Here is a 16,488-nt window from a genome sequence, read left to right as displayed (position 1 = left end):
TTGGAATTAAAATGTTAATTGAAGCCCAAGTATAAATGTTTTAGGAAGAGGGTATCCGCCTCCATTTTGTCCCACACTTCCACTTTCAGGGGAGAACAATGTATTTTTTGACCAATAGTGTAAATTTTGGCCTGTGGCGGAGATGCTTAAATCTTCCATTTTTAATCGGTTAGCAATGGATTTAGGCAAGCGATAAGAGACATTAATCTCTCTAAATGCCAGATAATTTCCTTTATTATAAAACATACTACTTTCCCGACTCGTATTATTTTTAAATAATTGATCTGCCCAATAATAAGTCGGATATTTTGCATTTGGATTTTCAGGTGTCCATGTATCAAATACACTTGTTGTCGTATTGAATGTTCCCTGCATCATTCCAAGAAACCAGGCTCTCGGTCCGTCATAAGCAACATAGCCCAATGCGTAATCAAAACGGGTACTCAAGTTAATATTCTTCCAGCGCAAAGCTGCACCAAATCCGCCCGTCCATCTCGGCACTGTATTTCCCATATACACCCTATCATAAGAATTGATTATACCATCTCCGTTTACATCCTTCCACATAACATCGCCTAAAGCTAATGGATAGTATAAATTCTTCTCACTACTGGACAACGCATTATAGACATCCGGATGTACCAATGTACGTGCACCGATCAGATCCTTCAATTGCAAGGCATAGCTATCCAACTGTTCTTTTGTCCGAATGATCCCGATGGCTTCATAAGCATAAGCAACATTCGGGTCTTGCCCCTCCTGATTGCCTCCTACCCAAATGAGTTCTTTGGAGTTTGGATCATAAACCTGTAAACCGCCTTGTCTGTTATTTTCAACGCCATTAAAAGGCAATTTTAAGATCTTGTTCTTATTATACGCCGTATTCCAATTAAAGCTTAGATCCCAATCTTTCCTTCTCAGCATTTGATAATTCACCCCAATTTCGACTCCCTGATTCTGCATATCACCATTGTTGGTCGTAATTGTAGTAAAACCGGCTGAAGCTGGTAATGATAAACTTGCAATCTTATCTTTAGTCGTCCGATGATAATAGGCAAGACTCAAATCAATCTTATTTAAGATTCTGGATTCAAGTCCGACTTCTTTTGTAATCAAACTCTCCCATTTGAGGTTTGGAATTGAAAGCGTGGACATGGTGTACCCCACTTGCCCATCATACTTGTTTGTGCCATATGAACCTTGAAGTGTATAAGATCCGATTCCACTGACATTACCGTTCCCTCCATAACTAGCGCGTAATTTTAACGTATTTACGACTTTATCAGTGCCTAAATAATCCTTCAGGAAATCTTCACGGTGTAGAGCCCAACCGACTGAAACTCCAGGAAAGGTTCCCCATCGATTATTTAGTAATGTCGAATAACCATCTCTACGTGCAGTCAATGTCAAAAGGTATTTTTCTTTATAGTCATAGTTTACTCGTCCAAAATAGGACATGATACGTTGTCGATCATGGTATGAATCGATACTTCTTTTATTGGCCTCTGGACTCGTTAATCCAAGATCCATAAAGTCGTCTGTTGGAGCTCCACTTCCCGCAGCTGTAAATCCATTGTTATACGTATCAAAAAATTCCGACCCCAACATCGCGTCAATATGATGCGAACTCGCGATTTCAGTTCTGTAATTTAAGACTGCGTTATAGGTTTGATTATATATTTTATCATAGGAAGCCGAGGAATTTCTTGTGCGAACATAATTTCCTGGGCTGGCTATATAATCCTTATTAAAGGACTCCGAAGTAGACTGGTTAAAAAACCAGTTTCCACTGACGCGTAAGCTAAGATTCTCCAAAAAATTAATTGTAAAAGCTTGGGTAAGCGTAAGCTTCTGATTTAGATTTTTACGAATGAACTTATCATCATTTACCAGAGGGTTCCCATCTTGATAATCACGACCAACGAGCAGATCTCCATTGGCATTTGTACCACGCATTGTTGGAGGGGCCCCCAGTGCCCGCGTCATATAGTTTCCTTCTCCGTTAATAGCGTCACGCCATTTCGTATACGCGAAATTCACCCCTGACAATGAATGTAGCCAAGGTTTAACTTTATATTCGCCATTTAACACAAAAGTTGTACGATCATAAAAAGTATTGATTGGCATCCCTTTCTCGTTATACTTCCCCACACTTCCATAATATTTACCTTTATCGTTCCCACCTTGTAATGCGATATTATAATCTTGCGTCAAACTAGCATCACGAAGTGCATATTTAGCATAATCAAAATCTTTAAAAATTAGTTCTTTTCCAGTTACAGGATCAATCATGGTCTGCCATCCCTGTTGCAACAATTCACGATTGGTATCATCGAGCAACATGGTACTCCACACGGCATTGCTGGTAAGATTACCATCTAGGATATTTCCTTTATCATCCTTATATTTATTCCCCGTACCAAAGGGGCCCACACTCGTTAATTGATTCAATTGGGACGGTTGATATTGCCCAGATACCTGAACACCTTTTCTACTCCAGTTTAAGTAATCTTCGGCACTTAGGAAATCAAAAGGGTTGTTCAATTTATTGACACCAACTTTAGACGACAATGTAATATTGGAAACACCTTCTTTTCCCCTTTTTGTGGTTATCAATATCACACCGTTTGCAGCCCTAGCACCATAAATTGCTGTAGCAGAAGCATCTTTTAAGACATCTATCGATTCAATGTCATTTTGATTAATGTCATTAAATCCATTTCTAATCAAGCCGTCAACAATAACCAATGGCGTGCCACCGCCGCCATACGTAGTCCCACCTCGAAGCACAACCGTGGGTACAGCTCCCGGTCTTCCTGAAGTTTGCTGCACTCGAATACCCGGTATCGTACCCGCTAAAGCAGAAGCTGGGTTCGAGCGAACTCCAGTTTCAAGCACTTTTTTATCCAAGCTGCTTACAGACCCCGTTAAATTCGACTTCTTCATTTTTCCATACCCCACCACCACGACTTCATCCATTTGCTCAACCTTGGACTCGAGTTTGATATCCAATTGATTTAATTGCCCAACTTTCACTTCATATGGTCTATACCCCGTAGACGTGATCATTAATACGGTATTGGGATTCGTGCTGATCGAGAATGTTCCATCAGCGTTTGTCTGCAAAGATTGGCTGGACCCTTTGACTTTTACAGTAACATTGCCAAGCAATTCCCCTGTCTTTGCATCGGTAATTTTACCCCGCACGGCATGGTCTTGTGCTTGCGCTAAGAGCATGTTGCCCATCAAAATAGACAGGCTGAGAAGGGTTCGTAATTTTAGGTTTGAATACATATTGGTTTGTATTAAGTATTACATATATGCAAATATATAAATTACAAAATGTAAAAAACAAATTTTAATTAAATTATGTATAACATATTAATCACATTTATTAATTATCTTTGCCTTATCGCGCCTAATGCGCTATTATGTAATATATATGGAACCGAATTCTTCGCTCATAGAACATCTGAATACAATTGATACTTCTTCTCTTGTAGATCGTGCCGAAAAAGAAATCATCAATCTTTTTGTCAATCAAGGCTTAAAGGTTGGAGATGCTTTACCTAAGGAAATTGAGCTGGCAGAAACCCTTGGCGTAAGTCGTACGGTGGTTCGCGAAGCCATGTTGCGGTTGCGTATGGTCGGATTGATCGAGTCCAAAAAACATCGCGGAGCTGTTTTAACGAGTCCAGATCTTATAAAACCCCTACGCAAATCACTTTATCCGACCATTATGGAAAACAAGACCTTACAGGATCTTTTTGAAATGCGTATGGTTCTGGAGATAGGTATGGCGGATATTCTCTTTGAACATATACAAGAAAAGGACATTGAGGAATTGGAAGCGATCGTTGCAAAAGAACCTATAGATGCAGATAATACTATTTTCGACATTGAAACTGAAATTGCCTTCCATGGTAAGCTTTACGAAATAACTGGAAATACGATTCTCAAAGACTTTCAGAACATGCTTTTACCTGTTTTTCAGTATGTGCACAGCAGTGGCTTACTGACCAGTCCCAGCTCATCGAAAAGCTTTATCTCACACCGAGGCCTAGTAGATATATTGAAGGTGGGCAATGCTGAGGTGTTTCGAAATGCCATGCGCAAGCATCTTGATAATCATTATCAGCGCCTCTTTTTATATAAGAAATCTATTGGATAATCTGTTTAACAGGATTGATTCACTTTACGATAGAAAGGCCCGATTATATGGTTGGGCTTTAAGCATCTACTAAAGCGAAGAGTATACACTTAATATTGCCTTAAATCCCATAATTGTCCTATAAAAAAGATCTGATCTATCCTTTATTCTCATTGTAATCCGAATCAAAAATACAGCGGCAATGATATGAAAAAGTAAATTCACTCACTTAATTATTTTATGTAATACATAATAATCATTATCTTAGTCAGCATTATAATGCTTCGCTAACGCTATACTATTTCAAATCGCATAGCTTAAAAAAGCTTGATTCATTCAATTTAAACCGAAAACACAATGAAACTCAGGATCTTTTTATTTGCTGTACTCGCAACATTTCTGCATAAAAATACATTTGCACAAAAAAAGCCTAATATCATTATCATTATTTCCGATGATCATGCCTATCAGGCAATAGGCGCCTATGGTTCGAAATACGGAAAAACACCACAGATAGATCGCATCGCTGCTCAGGGTGCTCTATTTAAAAATGCGTTTGTAAACAATTCCATCTGCGGACCATCCCGGGCTACATTATTGACGGGCAAGTACAGCCATAAAAATGGATTCAAAGACAATGAAACTTCTGAATTCGACTTTAGCCAAGATCTTTTTGTGAAACAGCTCCAAAACGTAGGTTACAATACCGCTTGGGTGGGTAAAATTCACTTAGGAGACAAACTGCAAGGTTTCAACTATTATGACATTCTTGTTGGGCAGGGAACCTATTTTAATCCAGATTTTATCAGCAAAGAGGGCCGCAAACGCACTGAAGGGTATGTATCCGATATCGTAACCGAAAAAGCAATTGATTGGTTAGATACCGTAGATGCTGAGAAGCCCTTTTGTCTAATCATCGGTCACAAAGCTACACACCGTACCTGGATGCCGGATCCAAAGGACTTTGGGAGCTATGATGCTGTAAAATTCACCTTACCGGCTACTTTCTACGACAATTACCAAAGTAGGCCGGCAGCTGCATTGCAGGAAATGTCCATTGACAAGGACATGAAAATGGGCTACGATCTCAAAATGTTCAATTCGTTGGAAGACATGATGGCCGACGGTAACTTCAAGCGGATGAACCAAACTCAAAAGGACAGCTATATCGCCTATTACCGTCCTATTTATGAACAGTTGAAACAGGGTAATTTGACAGGAAAACAGCTCGCTGAATGGAAATTTAGACGATATATGATTGATTATCTCAATACTGCCCAATCCATGGACCGCAACATCGGGAAAGTATTGGATTATTTAGATCGAAAATCCCTCGCTGAAAATACAATTGTAATCTATCTTTCAGACCAAGGTTTTTATATGGGTGAACATGGCTGGTTCGATAAACGTTGGATGTATGAGGAGTCTTTTCGTACACCAATGGTCATGCGGTACCCAGCCCTGTTACACCCAAACTCAACTATAAATGCTAAAATTGTCAACGCTGATATCGCTCCCACGCTATTGGAATTAGCTGCTATCCAAAAACCGAAAGATATGCAAGGTGAATCTTTTGTTCATGTTCTGAAAAATAACAGCGAGGAACATCGGAAAGATCTGTTCTATCATTATTTTGAAAATGGCGAACATGCCGTGAGCCCCCACTTTGGTGTTCGTGATGATCGGTATAAATTGATCCGCTATTATAAACGGATCGAAAATTGGGAACTCTTTGACCTTCAAAAGGATCCCAATGAACTCCATAATGTCTACAAGGATCCTACCTATCGAAGCGTCGTCAAACGGATGAAAAAGAAACTTCTCACGCAAATGCGACAATTTGATGACAAAGAAGCAGAAGCAATTTACAAAATCAACATCGACCAATAATGCCATGAGGGTATCCGATTTACTGGATACCCTCATTTTAATACAATACCCTTCTTCAACTTACTTATCAAAATGCTAGCTATATCGTGAAGCACAATATAATCATCGCAAAAAGATTGCCCTTCAAACAAATAATTCAAAAGATATTGTAACAAATAAAATCCGCAATCGATTGTTTTTTTAATAAATTTTCATTTATAATATAAAATTCATTTCTTTAATATTGTATTAAAATGATTTACATTTAATCATTTTGACCCTCAATATAGCCAAGATATACGTACTTAAATTTTATGAAAATTTACTTATTTTTAATTTTATTACTAACCACAACTATAGTTATAGGCCAATCGAAGGGAAAAGTTCTCGGAACGGTATTTTCTCAAAACGCGGAACCATTAGAAAAAGCAACTGTAACGATTCTCAATTCAAAAGACTCTTCCGTGGTTTCCTATCTCCTTACTGATACAAAAGGTAAGTTTGAATTTGTTAAAATTCCAACAGGCACCGCACTAACACTTTTTATTTCACATGTCAATGCAAATCCCTTTCGTCAAGAATTCAATATTCCTAACGGAGAAAATTATGATTTCACTCTATTAAAGCTCGATTCCAAAAGTCTCGATGAAGTAGTCGTCAATATCGTTCCCCCCGTGCGGATGAATAAAGATACGTTAGAATATAACACCAACTTCTTCAAAACTCGCCCCAATGCCAACGTAGAGGAATTGCTCAAAGAACTACCTGGTCTGCAGGTCAATATGGATGGTTCGATTTACTATCAAGGAAAAGAGGTTTCAAAAGTAAAAGTAAATGACAAGGATTTCTTTTCGAGTGATCTCCGTATTGCTACACGAAACCTGGACGCTTCGCTTATTAAAACTGTACAGGTGTACCGTGATAAGGGTGAAACAAAAAAGGATAATGAAGACGAAGATAAACTGCCGATCACGATTAATTTAAAATTTAAGAAAGATTTCCTCAGAGCGAGCTTCGGTAAGCTCTATGGCAGTGCCGGTACCCGGAGTAGATATGAGGCTGGCGGTTTATTCAATACATTTAAGGATACACTCCAGCTGAGTTTAATCGGTTTCGGAAATAACATTAACCGCCAAAGTTTTGACTACAATGAATTGAACCAAGAAGCTGGGCTTGGTCGTTCCGAAAATTATGGTTTTGATAATTTTGGAGGTAGAAACTATTCAGGTAAAGCCAACGATATAGGCTTAGGATTTAACCTCAACAATGACTGGGGAAAGAAAACCAAGTTGAATATCATGTATATGCTGAAATATAATAAAGCCGAAAATCAGAATACAGGCAATCAAATTTCTTTATTCGACCAGGAAAAACAATATTCAGAATCCAATTACCAACAACAGGAGAGATCTGTAGGGCATAATATCAAAACCCTGCTCCGTCATCGCATGGACACCACAGCCTACTTTGAATTTACACCGAGTTTGGGTATCAATACAAAAAACAGCTCAACCTTAGGAAGGAACCGCTCCTATACGGATCTCAAAAAACTAAATGACGCAACAGGTACAGGAGGAAATAATGAAAATACACTAAACTATTCACATGGTTTCTATATCGAAAAACAACTCCATAAAAATCATATTGTATCGTTTAGAAATACGGTTTCCATCAATACCAATGAAAAGACCGACAGCTCTTTCCAGCTTACCAATATTTACGATACAGCGAATCCTCAAACTAGTCTATGGCATAAAAACCTAACACAAAATAATTCCAACAATCTCTATTTTAGTGCTGCCTATTACAATAAAACTATTAAAAAACTCAACTTTGATTATTATTTTACCTATGTCACCAACCGGCAGGGACCACAGGAGAGTGTGTACATCAACCGCGACAGTACTGGAGAAGTACATGCTGCTCCCTATGAAAATAGTTACCGTTACAAATACCAGGATTATATTACGGGGATTATATTTTACTGGAGACCAACCAAAGATTTCAACGTAAAGTTTGGAACAGCCTATCAAGTAAAGGCAAATCATTTTGATTTACTTAAAATCAATTCGGTCGAGAAATCATCTTTAGGCTACTGGCTTCCCAATATTAACATCCGTTATAAAGATCTAAACCTCGGCTGGTACAAAGATCTCGAGTCTCCCGAACTCTACGGAATTCAACAGCTCGTCATGGATCTAAATCCATTGTATACGCGAAAGACATCTTTTATATTCAACAATATCGAAAAACAGAATGTTAGTATATCCTACTATAAGTATACCTCGAAATTGCAGTTTAATGTAAATGGAAATATCAATTATGTCAATAACAGCATCGGGAGCCGTAGCTGGCGAAACAACAATACAGGACAAATGACCACCCAGATGTTTCTCGCTGGCTCAAAATATAACTATAGTGCCTATACTTACCTGAGATACAACCTAAAAGCTAATAAAAATTGGTCATTCTATCTATCGCAAAACAACAATATCTACACCTATGAAAATTATAGTTCCATCAATGATGTTGATAATAAAGGGACCAATATAGGGATTAATGCCAGCCAACAATTTTCCGCGACGTGGAAAAACATGGTGACGATATCACCACAGTACACTTATTCTTGGAACAAAAACATAAATTCGGTAAAAGATAACCCCGACTTTATTGAATCAACCTATTCAACACATAAAATTGGCGCAGGATTGAATATTAATCCGATCCACGGGTTTTCATTGGAATCTACCTACTCGCTAGATAACCGGGCCAGCGGATTGAGTGGAAGAAAAAACTACCATATCTTAAATGCTTCAGTCTATTACACATTGAAAAACAATTCACAGCTAAAATTGACTGGCTTTGACATATTGAATCAGAATACCCAAAATTATTGGGGCAGTCAGGGCAACAGGACGTATTTTGGAAATTCACTAACATTAAAACAATATTTTATGGTAGGTTATATTCACAAGTTTAATATTGTCAAAACAAAGAAATAGATCAGGTAAAGAGCTGAAGCTTGTTCATAACAACGATAAAAATAATCATTACAATCTTTCAATATTCGATATCTTACTTTTCATTTCTTCAAGTTCAGCTCGTGATAAACGTTGCTTTTCAGAATAGCTATCTGCATGTTGCTCGCGCAATTTGCGTAGGCCCTTTCGGCTATCCGCTTCATAATCGTTTAGGTCAAAGGTAACAGAGTCTTTCGTTAAATTGGCGATGCGATAAAGCGTACGCATGGTTTTTCCATCTTTTGTATAAGAAACCTCATACACATCGCCAACCTTTGGATCTTTCAGGTATTTTTCCTTCTTTTTTGCACCGGAAATTCCTGCTATAACAATAGCGGATACAAAAAGTCCAATCAGAACTAAGCCCGCAAAATATCCAATAGGTGTTTTACGGATAGTTCCCGATGATATGGACTGAAGTGTTTGTGGGTCGATTTCACGTTGATAACTTAGCTTTTTGCAATGGGTACACATGGTAATAATCTCCGAGGCATATGGAAATAGGGGTATCCAAAAAATATGAATGTACTTCACTTGTCTGTATGCAAAAAGAGACTGAGCAGTACCACAATATGCACAGTTGCCAATCGCCGATTGCGATCTGTTAGCTAATACCTTTGTTCTTGTGCCAAAAATAATCATTGCGTTATACGTTTTATTACATGGAATGGCTGAACAAGAATGTTACCCTTTCCTATTTAAGAATACAAAGATTTACAATTCGTGCGTCGCCGTTTATGATTCGTATCCGCCAATCAATATTCTGATAGGCAACATATTGCATAGAACATATGAAGGTATTCCGGAAAGAAAACGAACTTGATTAATTAGCCTCCCCGCTCCTTTAACGACTACATCTCATCATTCTGACTCAAAAATTACAAAAAACAAAAAAACAAAGTATAGTTATCAGGTAGATTTTATATATTTGCATTAACATTTTTTAACACATGAAACAGCATACAGATAATATCCTTGAAAAACGAATGTCCTAAGGGGATGTTTTTACAGGTAAATTTCAAATATCTCCTATAACCCAACTCAAACAATAAACTCACAATTATAATTAATATGGCAAAAAATAACATAAATTTTGTCGTAATGGCCGCGCTTTGTCTTAGTACTGGCGCGCTATACGCACAAACCACTATAAAAGGAAAGGTAGTCGACAACAACAACAATTCTATCCAAGGGGCTACAGTTACCGAAACAAGCAGTAAAAAGCAGGTTCAAACAGATGCAAATGGATTATTTGAGTTCCCTTCGACCGGAAGCTCACTCAACATCAGCATTCAATACATTGGCTTTGAAACTAGGACTGTTCAAACCAATCCTACAGGTTTCACGACTGTTCAACTTCTGCCAACGACTTCACAGCTCGACGAAGTCGTTGTGACGGCATTAAATATCTCGAAGGAAAAAAAGACATTGGGATATTCTATTCAGGAGCTGAAAGGAAAGGATCTTTCGGAAGCTAAAGAAAGTAATTTAGTCAATTCACTTGCGGGAAAGGTTGCTGGCGTTCAGGTAACAAATAGCCAAGGTAATATGGGGTCCTCCCGGATTATTATCCGCGGAGAAACATCAATTGCGGGAAATAATCAGCCATTATTTGTGATCGACGGAACCCCCGTTGATAATTCCCAGTTGGGTACGAGCGGTAATCGGGATTATGCTAATGCAATCTCAGACATCAACAGTGAAGATATTGAATCCATCAGTGTACTAAAAGGACCTAATGCCGCTGCATTATATGGTTCAAGGGCCGCCGCAGGTGTAATTTTGATTACAACAAAATCCGGAAAAAAACGCAAAGGACTAGGAATAAACATCAATTCAAATAATACAATCGAACGACTTGCCGTTTTACCCGATTATCAAAATGTTTTCGGACAAGGTGCCGATGGAAAATTTAGCTATGTAGATGGCAAGGGTGGTGGGATAAATGATGGTGTGGACGAAAGCTGGGGGCCAAAGATGGACGGCAGACTGATTCCTCAGTTTTATTCCAATGGTGAAGCCGTGCCATTTGTAGCACATCCAGATAACGTCAGGAGTTTCTTTGGTACGGGAAGAACCTTAAACAATGGTATTTCAATTGCCGATGCAACTGACAAAATTGATTACCGTTTCTCGTATAATAATAGCAATCAAACGGGGATTGTTCCAAATTCTTCCATTGAAAAAAACAATTTCAATATTAATACACGTTATAAAATCACAGAAGATCTAACCCTTACGGCCAACGCAAACTATGTACGCACGAATTCTGGTAATTTACCAGGTGTTGGCGGTTTCCGTTCGAATGGTTACATGTTACAATTTACGTGGTTTGGAAGGCAAGTGGATGTTTCGCGTCTAAAAAATTATCGGGATGCTAACGGCAATCTAGTCAATTGGAACAATAGTTATTATAGCAACCCTTATTTCATTGCGGAAGAGAATACGGTTCAGCAGCAGCGCGACCGCATTTTTGGCAATATTGGTTTGAACTATAAAATCAATAAGCATTTGACGGCAAACTTCCGTACAGGTAACGATTATTATACGGATCGGCGTAAAATTAGAATCGCATATGGCACGAATGGTACGCCCTATGGCTCTTACGAAGAGGATGCTTACACCGTAAATGAAAATAATACGGAGTTTACTTTAAATTATAACCGTCCCCTTTCCAATGACTTCACATTGGACATCCTAGGGGGTGGAAATATACGAAGCCAGTCCCGACAACGGAATAACCAAAAGGCACCGCGTTTGGCAGTACCTGACGTATACACGCTGGCAAACTCGAGAGATGCGTTGATCTCAACAGGTGAGTATAGTCCCTTGAAAGCTTACAGCATTTTTTCTTCCGCACAATTAGGCTATAAGAATTATGCTTTTTTGAATCTGACGGCACGAAATGATTGGTCTTCAACTTTACCCGTTGATAACCTATCTTATTTCTACCCATCAGCAAACGCAAGTATCGTATTGACAGATGCTCTTGCTATTCAAAGCAATATACTCTCTTTTTGGAAATTACGTGGCGGATGGTCTAAAGTAGGTAAAGACACCGATCCATTTAATTTAATAGATTCTTATCTTTTTAGTGCGCCTTACGGAAATAGCCCGCAATTATCAGTCAATGACATCAAGAAAAATCCAGATCTAAAACCTGAAACAACAACCTCGACGGAATTAGGTACCGAGTTGGCCTTCTTCAAAAGTCGGGTACGTTTGGATCTAAGTTTATATGATATCAATAGTATCAATCAAATCCTAAGCGTTGATGTTAGCCCTTCAACAGGTTACAAAAAACAACTTGTCAACGCCGGAAAAATCAATAATAAAGGGTTGGAAATTCAACTCGGTGTTACCCCGTTAAAAAAACAGGATTTTCAATGGGACATCAATGTAAACTTTGCGACGAATAAAAGTAAAGTCGTAGAATTAGATGATGCCGGATTATTAAAAAGCTATACGATCGGTTCTTCGGGAACAGTACAGGTCCTGGCTGCAGTCGGGAAACCCTACGGAACTCTCTACGGAACCGGCTTTTTACGAAATGACGCCGGACGTATTATTGTAAATGCAGATGGGACACCTGCTACCGACCCTGTCAACCATTATTTTGGAAAATTTACACCCAACTGGTTAGGTGGCATTACCAATCAATTCCGTTACAAAGACTTTGATCTAAGCTTTTTGATCGACATCAAACATGGTGGAAAACTGTATTCTGGCACGAATGCTACCGGTACAGGAACAGGAGTATTAGCCTCCACGCTTCCAGGAAGAGATGCTGAACATGGCGGCTTGAGTTATACTGTCAACGGTATTACCTATGATGACGGTATTATTGCAGATGGCGTTAATGCAGATGGTTCGGAAAACACGAAAGTTGTTTCGGCACAACAATATTATAAAACGTTATATAGAACCAATGAAGCAAATGTATTCGATGCTTCCTATGTCAAGTTGCGCGAGGTAAAACTAGGTTACCAATTACCCAATCGCTGGATTTCCAAAATTGGTTTTCAGGGAGCATCTTTCTCTTTAGTAGGTCGTAATTTGTGGATTATTCATAAAAATGCGCCCAACATTGATCCGGAAACAGCTTTTAATACAGGAAATGCCCAAGGTTTGGAAAGTTTGCAATTGCCGACAACCAGAAGCTTTGGTTTCAATTTGAACCTGAAGTTTTAAGAAAATGAAACAATCGGATTAAAAATAGAACAAAACTTACGGATTTATACAAGTAACTGGCAATTAACAAAGCAAATAAGGTACAAGTACCGTTGATAACAGCTAATTGATAAACAAATAACGATAGAAAATGAAAATAAATAACAAACATATAGCAGGACTTTTTCTCTTACTGGGCCTAACGGCGTCCTGTAAAGACGAGTTGGCAAAAGTAAACCAAAATCAGAATGAAGCAGAAACTCCTCAGCCGGCCTACCTGCTGACCAGTACGATTAAAACGACAACAGATAGCTACTGGGGTATAAGTAACAACCTCGCGTCTAGCTTGTTATTTGTTCAACATTGGGCGAGAATACAGTATACTGATCCCGATCGTTACATCTTTACAAATAATGATTTTAACGAGGGTTGGTCTACCTGGTACTCGAAAAGCATTAGCCAATTGAAAATCATTCAAAAACTGGCGGCAAGCACAGGAAATGACAACTATAAGGGGGTGGCAATCGTCCTACAATCTTGGGTATTCTCGCTACTTACGGACGCTTATGGTGAAATACCTTACACAGAAGCGGGAAATATTGACGTTTATCTTACACCACATTACGATACGCAAGAAAAAGTATACACAGGCTTATTAAACGATCTGAAAAGTGCTCAGGCTTTATTAAATCCGAGTGGAAAAAATATTGAAGGAGACATTATTTATAACGGTAAGATCGCACAATGGAAGCGTTTTACAAATGCCCTCCGTCTACGTATTGCTTTACGTATCGCAGACCGATTACCAAGCCTCTCCAAAACAACATTACAGGAGATCGCTGCAGAAGGAAGTGGCTATTTGACTTCAAATGCAGACAATGCACAGCTCATCTATCGCGACGCTCCCTATCGTAATCCGGTCAGTGCATCGTTTGAAGCACGGGAAGACTATAGAGTCAGTAAGACAATTGTCGACAAATTGCGTTCACTTAACGATCCGCGCTTAGGTATTTATGCCGATACAACCACTACCTCAACGCCAGAAAAATATATCGGCGTACCAAATGGTTTAACGGCAAGCGACGCCAGTAACTTAGGATTCGCCCGTACTTCAAGACCTGGTATCTATTTTAGAGACCCACATGCTCCAGCAGTAATCTTAAGCTTTTCGGAAACACTTTTTGGTTTGTCAGAAGCAGTCAGCAGAGGATTTATTACAGGTGACGCAGCAGACTACTATCAGAAGGCAATCCGTGCTTCTTTGGAGCAATACAACGTTGGCAATGATCAAATCGTTAGCTATCTCAGCCAGGCAGCCATTAAGTTCGATTCCAATAGCTACAAAAAATCCATTGGCGAACAAAAATGGATTGCCTTGTATGGACAGGGCTTAGAAGCCTTTGCAGAATGGCGTAGGTTAGATTATCCGCAATTAACACCAGCGAAAGCTGGTGCTTTAAATGGCAAAATTCCTTTGCGTTTTCTCTACCCGGGAACCGAACAATCACTCAACGGAACGAGCTATCAGGAAGCTATCGCACGTCAGGGCAGCAATACATTACTCACTAAATTGTGGTTTGATGTAGAATAAATGTAGATTAAAACAATTTCAAAAAAGCGGAAGAAGTTAATTTTTCCGCTTTTTTTCTGTAGATTTCTTATCTTCGTATAGCACTCTAAAGAATAAAATGCTATGGACGATCAAACATTAGACAGAATAGACCAACTTAGCGAGGAAGGAAACATCCAATGTGATGAAGGCAACTATCAGGAAGCTATTCGGGTGTGGACCGAAGCGCTTGATCTAGTCCCTAGTCCACAAAATGTTCATGCGGAAAGCCTCTGGCTCGAAGCTTCCATTGGAGATGCCTTTTTCTTAATGGACGATTTTCGCAATGCACTCTCCCATTTTGAAAAGGCAAAACAGAACATTATCGAAAATGCCTATGAAAACCCTTTTATCATGCTGCGCTTAGGACAGTGCTATTTGGAAGACAATAATAGCGAGTCTGCCCAGGAATATCTTCTACGTGCCTATATGATGGAAGGAAGAGACATTTTCGACGATGAATCACCTAAGTATCTTAAATTTTTAGATGACAATATCGATTTGGATTGATAATAATCCGTCAAAACGAATCGATTACTTCGCCGACTTCCATAGGAAGATCAGACTCAAGAATGGAGGCTCCTTCCGCAAATATGGCCTTATACTTCTCGGCACGTTCTGCCTTTGTCTTCAATTTATCGTAGGTAGGTGCTGCTGAAATCATGCACATCACACCCTTTCTGTTGAAAAATTGATACATCGTCTGATTGGAATCCTTTAGTTCTGGCCCGATATAGACAATCATACGGTCGTAGGGTAATCCAGCGGATTTAAACTTCTCCAATGCAGCTTGATCTTTGATATGCATGGACATATACTGTTCTGGATTCTGCGCCAAATAAAACGCTGCCTGTTCAGTATTATGTACCGTAACCCACACCCAACTGTAGGCATTGTATTTTTTTAGTATTGCTGCTGTAGCCGCCAATGGTAAGTCTTTTTTATCTAAGTTGAGGATAGTTTTACCCTTTGCCCATTTAATAACTTCATCAAGTGTGTTAATACCATAGTTGGTCACATTTCCAGCCTGATCCTTTAGTTTCAGTTTACGCAATTCATCCCAGGTATAGTCTGCTATTTTTCCTTTTCCGTTTGTGGTTCGATCCAATGTCGCATCATGCATCAAAATAGCAACACTATCCTTGGTATAACGCGGATCGATTTCAAAAATAGCCGTTGTTTTTTGCAGCACGGCCTCAAATGCCGCAATCGAATTTTCGGGAAGCCCAGCCTCAATCGTTCCCCGATGACCACTGACAATTTTTTTGTGGCTAGCATAGGTAAAATAATCTCGCATCGCCTGTGGAGAAGCAAACGCGAGTGAGTGGATTTTTTGTCCGACGACGATTGAGTACGACGAAACAAAAAGAAAAAAAGCAAAAAATGTTCTTCTCATGAATTTATAATTACGTTAAAATCTCTAAGCCTGCGACACACAAAAAACAGTATGCTAAATTAATCATCCAAGATCAATAAATCTTTAATAAAGCATTCAATTCGTGTAAACCCCTGCCCGTGCTTACCAATTCATATGCATCAAGTGCGACAAAATGAACTTGAAAATCACGACCTAACATCTATAAAAATCAAAAAAATAACGTATAGCTGTTGGCACAATGATAAAATAAACTATATTTGCGCATTAATTTATATTTGATCTAAATAAATTA

Annotated in this window: 9 protein-coding genes; 6 read left to right on the top strand and 3 right to left on the bottom strand. The window is 38.9% G+C overall.

All coding sequences use genetic code 11. The features are described from left to right. Positions 1-6: 6 nt before the first annotated feature. Entirely contained in the window at positions 7-3,294 is a 3,288-nt protein-coding gene (locus B3600_RS06310) for a SusC/RagA family TonB-linked outer membrane protein (protein WP_286752422.1), read from the bottom strand. Positions 3,295-3,442: 148 nt separating this feature from the next. On the opposite strand from B3600_RS06310, the gene B3600_RS06305 reads away from it, so the two are divergent. From B3600_RS06305 to B3600_RS06295, 3 genes are all read left to right on the top strand, one after another. Continuing rightward, entirely contained in the window at positions 3,443-4,171 is a 729-nt protein-coding gene (locus tag B3600_RS06305; protein WP_112373680.1) for a FadR/GntR family transcriptional regulator, read from the top strand. Positions 4,172-4,507: 336 nt separating this feature from the next. Beyond that, a complete protein-coding gene (locus tag B3600_RS06300; RefSeq protein WP_286752421.1) occupies positions 4,508-6,040 on the top strand; it encodes a sulfatase family protein in 1,533 nt (510 codons plus the stop codon). A gap of 293 nt (positions 6,041-6,333) precedes the next feature. Beyond that, positions 6,334-9,021 (top strand): carboxypeptidase-like regulatory domain-containing protein, encoded by a 2,688-nt coding sequence (locus tag B3600_RS06295; RefSeq protein ID WP_286752420.1) that lies wholly within the window; start codon positions 6,334-6,336, stop codon positions 9,019-9,021. Positions 9,022-9,069: 48 nt separating this feature from the next. On the opposite strand, the gene B3600_RS06290 is transcribed toward B3600_RS06295, so the two are convergent. Further along, entirely contained in the window at positions 9,070-9,681 is a 612-nt protein-coding gene (locus B3600_RS06290) for a hypothetical protein (protein ID WP_112373683.1), read from the bottom strand. A gap of 429 nt (positions 9,682-10,110) precedes the next feature. On the opposite strand from B3600_RS06290, the gene B3600_RS06285 reads away from it, so the two are divergent. The 3 genes from B3600_RS06285 to B3600_RS06275 all read left to right on the top strand — a co-directional run bounded on the left by B3600_RS06285 (position 10,111) and on the right by B3600_RS06275 (position 15,328). After that, positions 10,111-13,230 (top strand): SusC/RagA family TonB-linked outer membrane protein, encoded by a 3,120-nt coding sequence (locus tag B3600_RS06285; RefSeq protein ID WP_286752419.1) that lies wholly within the window; start codon positions 10,111-10,113, stop codon positions 13,228-13,230. A gap of 130 nt (positions 13,231-13,360) precedes the next feature. Continuing rightward, a complete protein-coding gene (locus tag B3600_RS06280; RefSeq protein WP_115049657.1) occupies positions 13,361-14,800 on the top strand; it encodes a SusD/RagB family nutrient-binding outer membrane lipoprotein in 1,440 nt (479 codons plus the stop codon). Between the two features lie 102 nt (positions 14,801-14,902). Further along, positions 14,903-15,328: a tetratricopeptide repeat protein gene (locus B3600_RS06275; RefSeq protein ID WP_046673933.1), complete on the top strand. Its 426-nt coding sequence runs from the start codon at positions 14,903-14,905 to the stop codon at positions 15,326-15,328. Positions 15,329-15,338: 10 nt separating this feature from the next. On the opposite strand, the gene B3600_RS06270 is transcribed toward B3600_RS06275, so the two are convergent. Next, a complete protein-coding gene (locus tag B3600_RS06270) occupies positions 15,339-16,214 on the bottom strand; it encodes a glycerophosphodiester phosphodiesterase family protein (RefSeq protein ID WP_286752418.1) in 876 nt (291 codons plus the stop codon). Positions 16,215-16,488 lie beyond the last annotated feature (274 nt).

Origin of the sequence: Sphingobacterium sp. UBA2480, assembly GCF_002341965.1 — a bacterium.
Classification (GTDB): domain Bacteria; phylum Bacteroidota; class Bacteroidia; order Sphingobacteriales; family Sphingobacteriaceae; genus Sphingobacterium; species Sphingobacterium multivorum.
This window is presented reverse-complemented; position numbering and strand designations above follow the sequence as displayed.

Excerpts from the sequence above, each read along its gene's own strand:
- B3600_RS06310 (WP_286752422.1), bottom strand. The coding sequence starts at position 3,294 with ATGTATTCAAACCTAAAATTACGAACCCTTCTCAGCCTGTCTATTTTG.
- B3600_RS06305 (WP_112373680.1), top strand. The coding sequence starts at position 3,443 with ATGGAACCGAATTCTTCGCTCATAGAACATCTGAATACAATTGATACT.
- B3600_RS06300 (WP_286752421.1), top strand. The coding sequence starts at position 4,508 with ATGAAACTCAGGATCTTTTTATTTGCTGTACTCGCAACATTTCTGCAT.
- B3600_RS06295 (WP_286752420.1), top strand. The coding sequence starts at position 6,334 with ATGAAAATTTACTTATTTTTAATTTTATTACTAACCACAACTATAGTT.
- B3600_RS06290 (WP_112373683.1), bottom strand. The coding sequence starts at position 9,681 with ATGATTATTTTTGGCACAAGAACAAAGGTATTAGCTAACAGATCGCAA.
- B3600_RS06285 (WP_286752419.1), top strand. The coding sequence starts at position 10,111 with ATGGCAAAAAATAACATAAATTTTGTCGTAATGGCCGCGCTTTGTCTT.
- B3600_RS06280 (WP_115049657.1), top strand. The coding sequence starts at position 13,361 with ATGAAAATAAATAACAAACATATAGCAGGACTTTTTCTCTTACTGGGC.
- B3600_RS06275 (WP_046673933.1), top strand. The coding sequence starts at position 14,903 with ATGGACGATCAAACATTAGACAGAATAGACCAACTTAGCGAGGAAGGA.
- B3600_RS06270 (WP_286752418.1), bottom strand. The coding sequence starts at position 16,214 with ATGAGAAGAACATTTTTTGCTTTTTTTCTTTTTGTTTCGTCGTACTCA.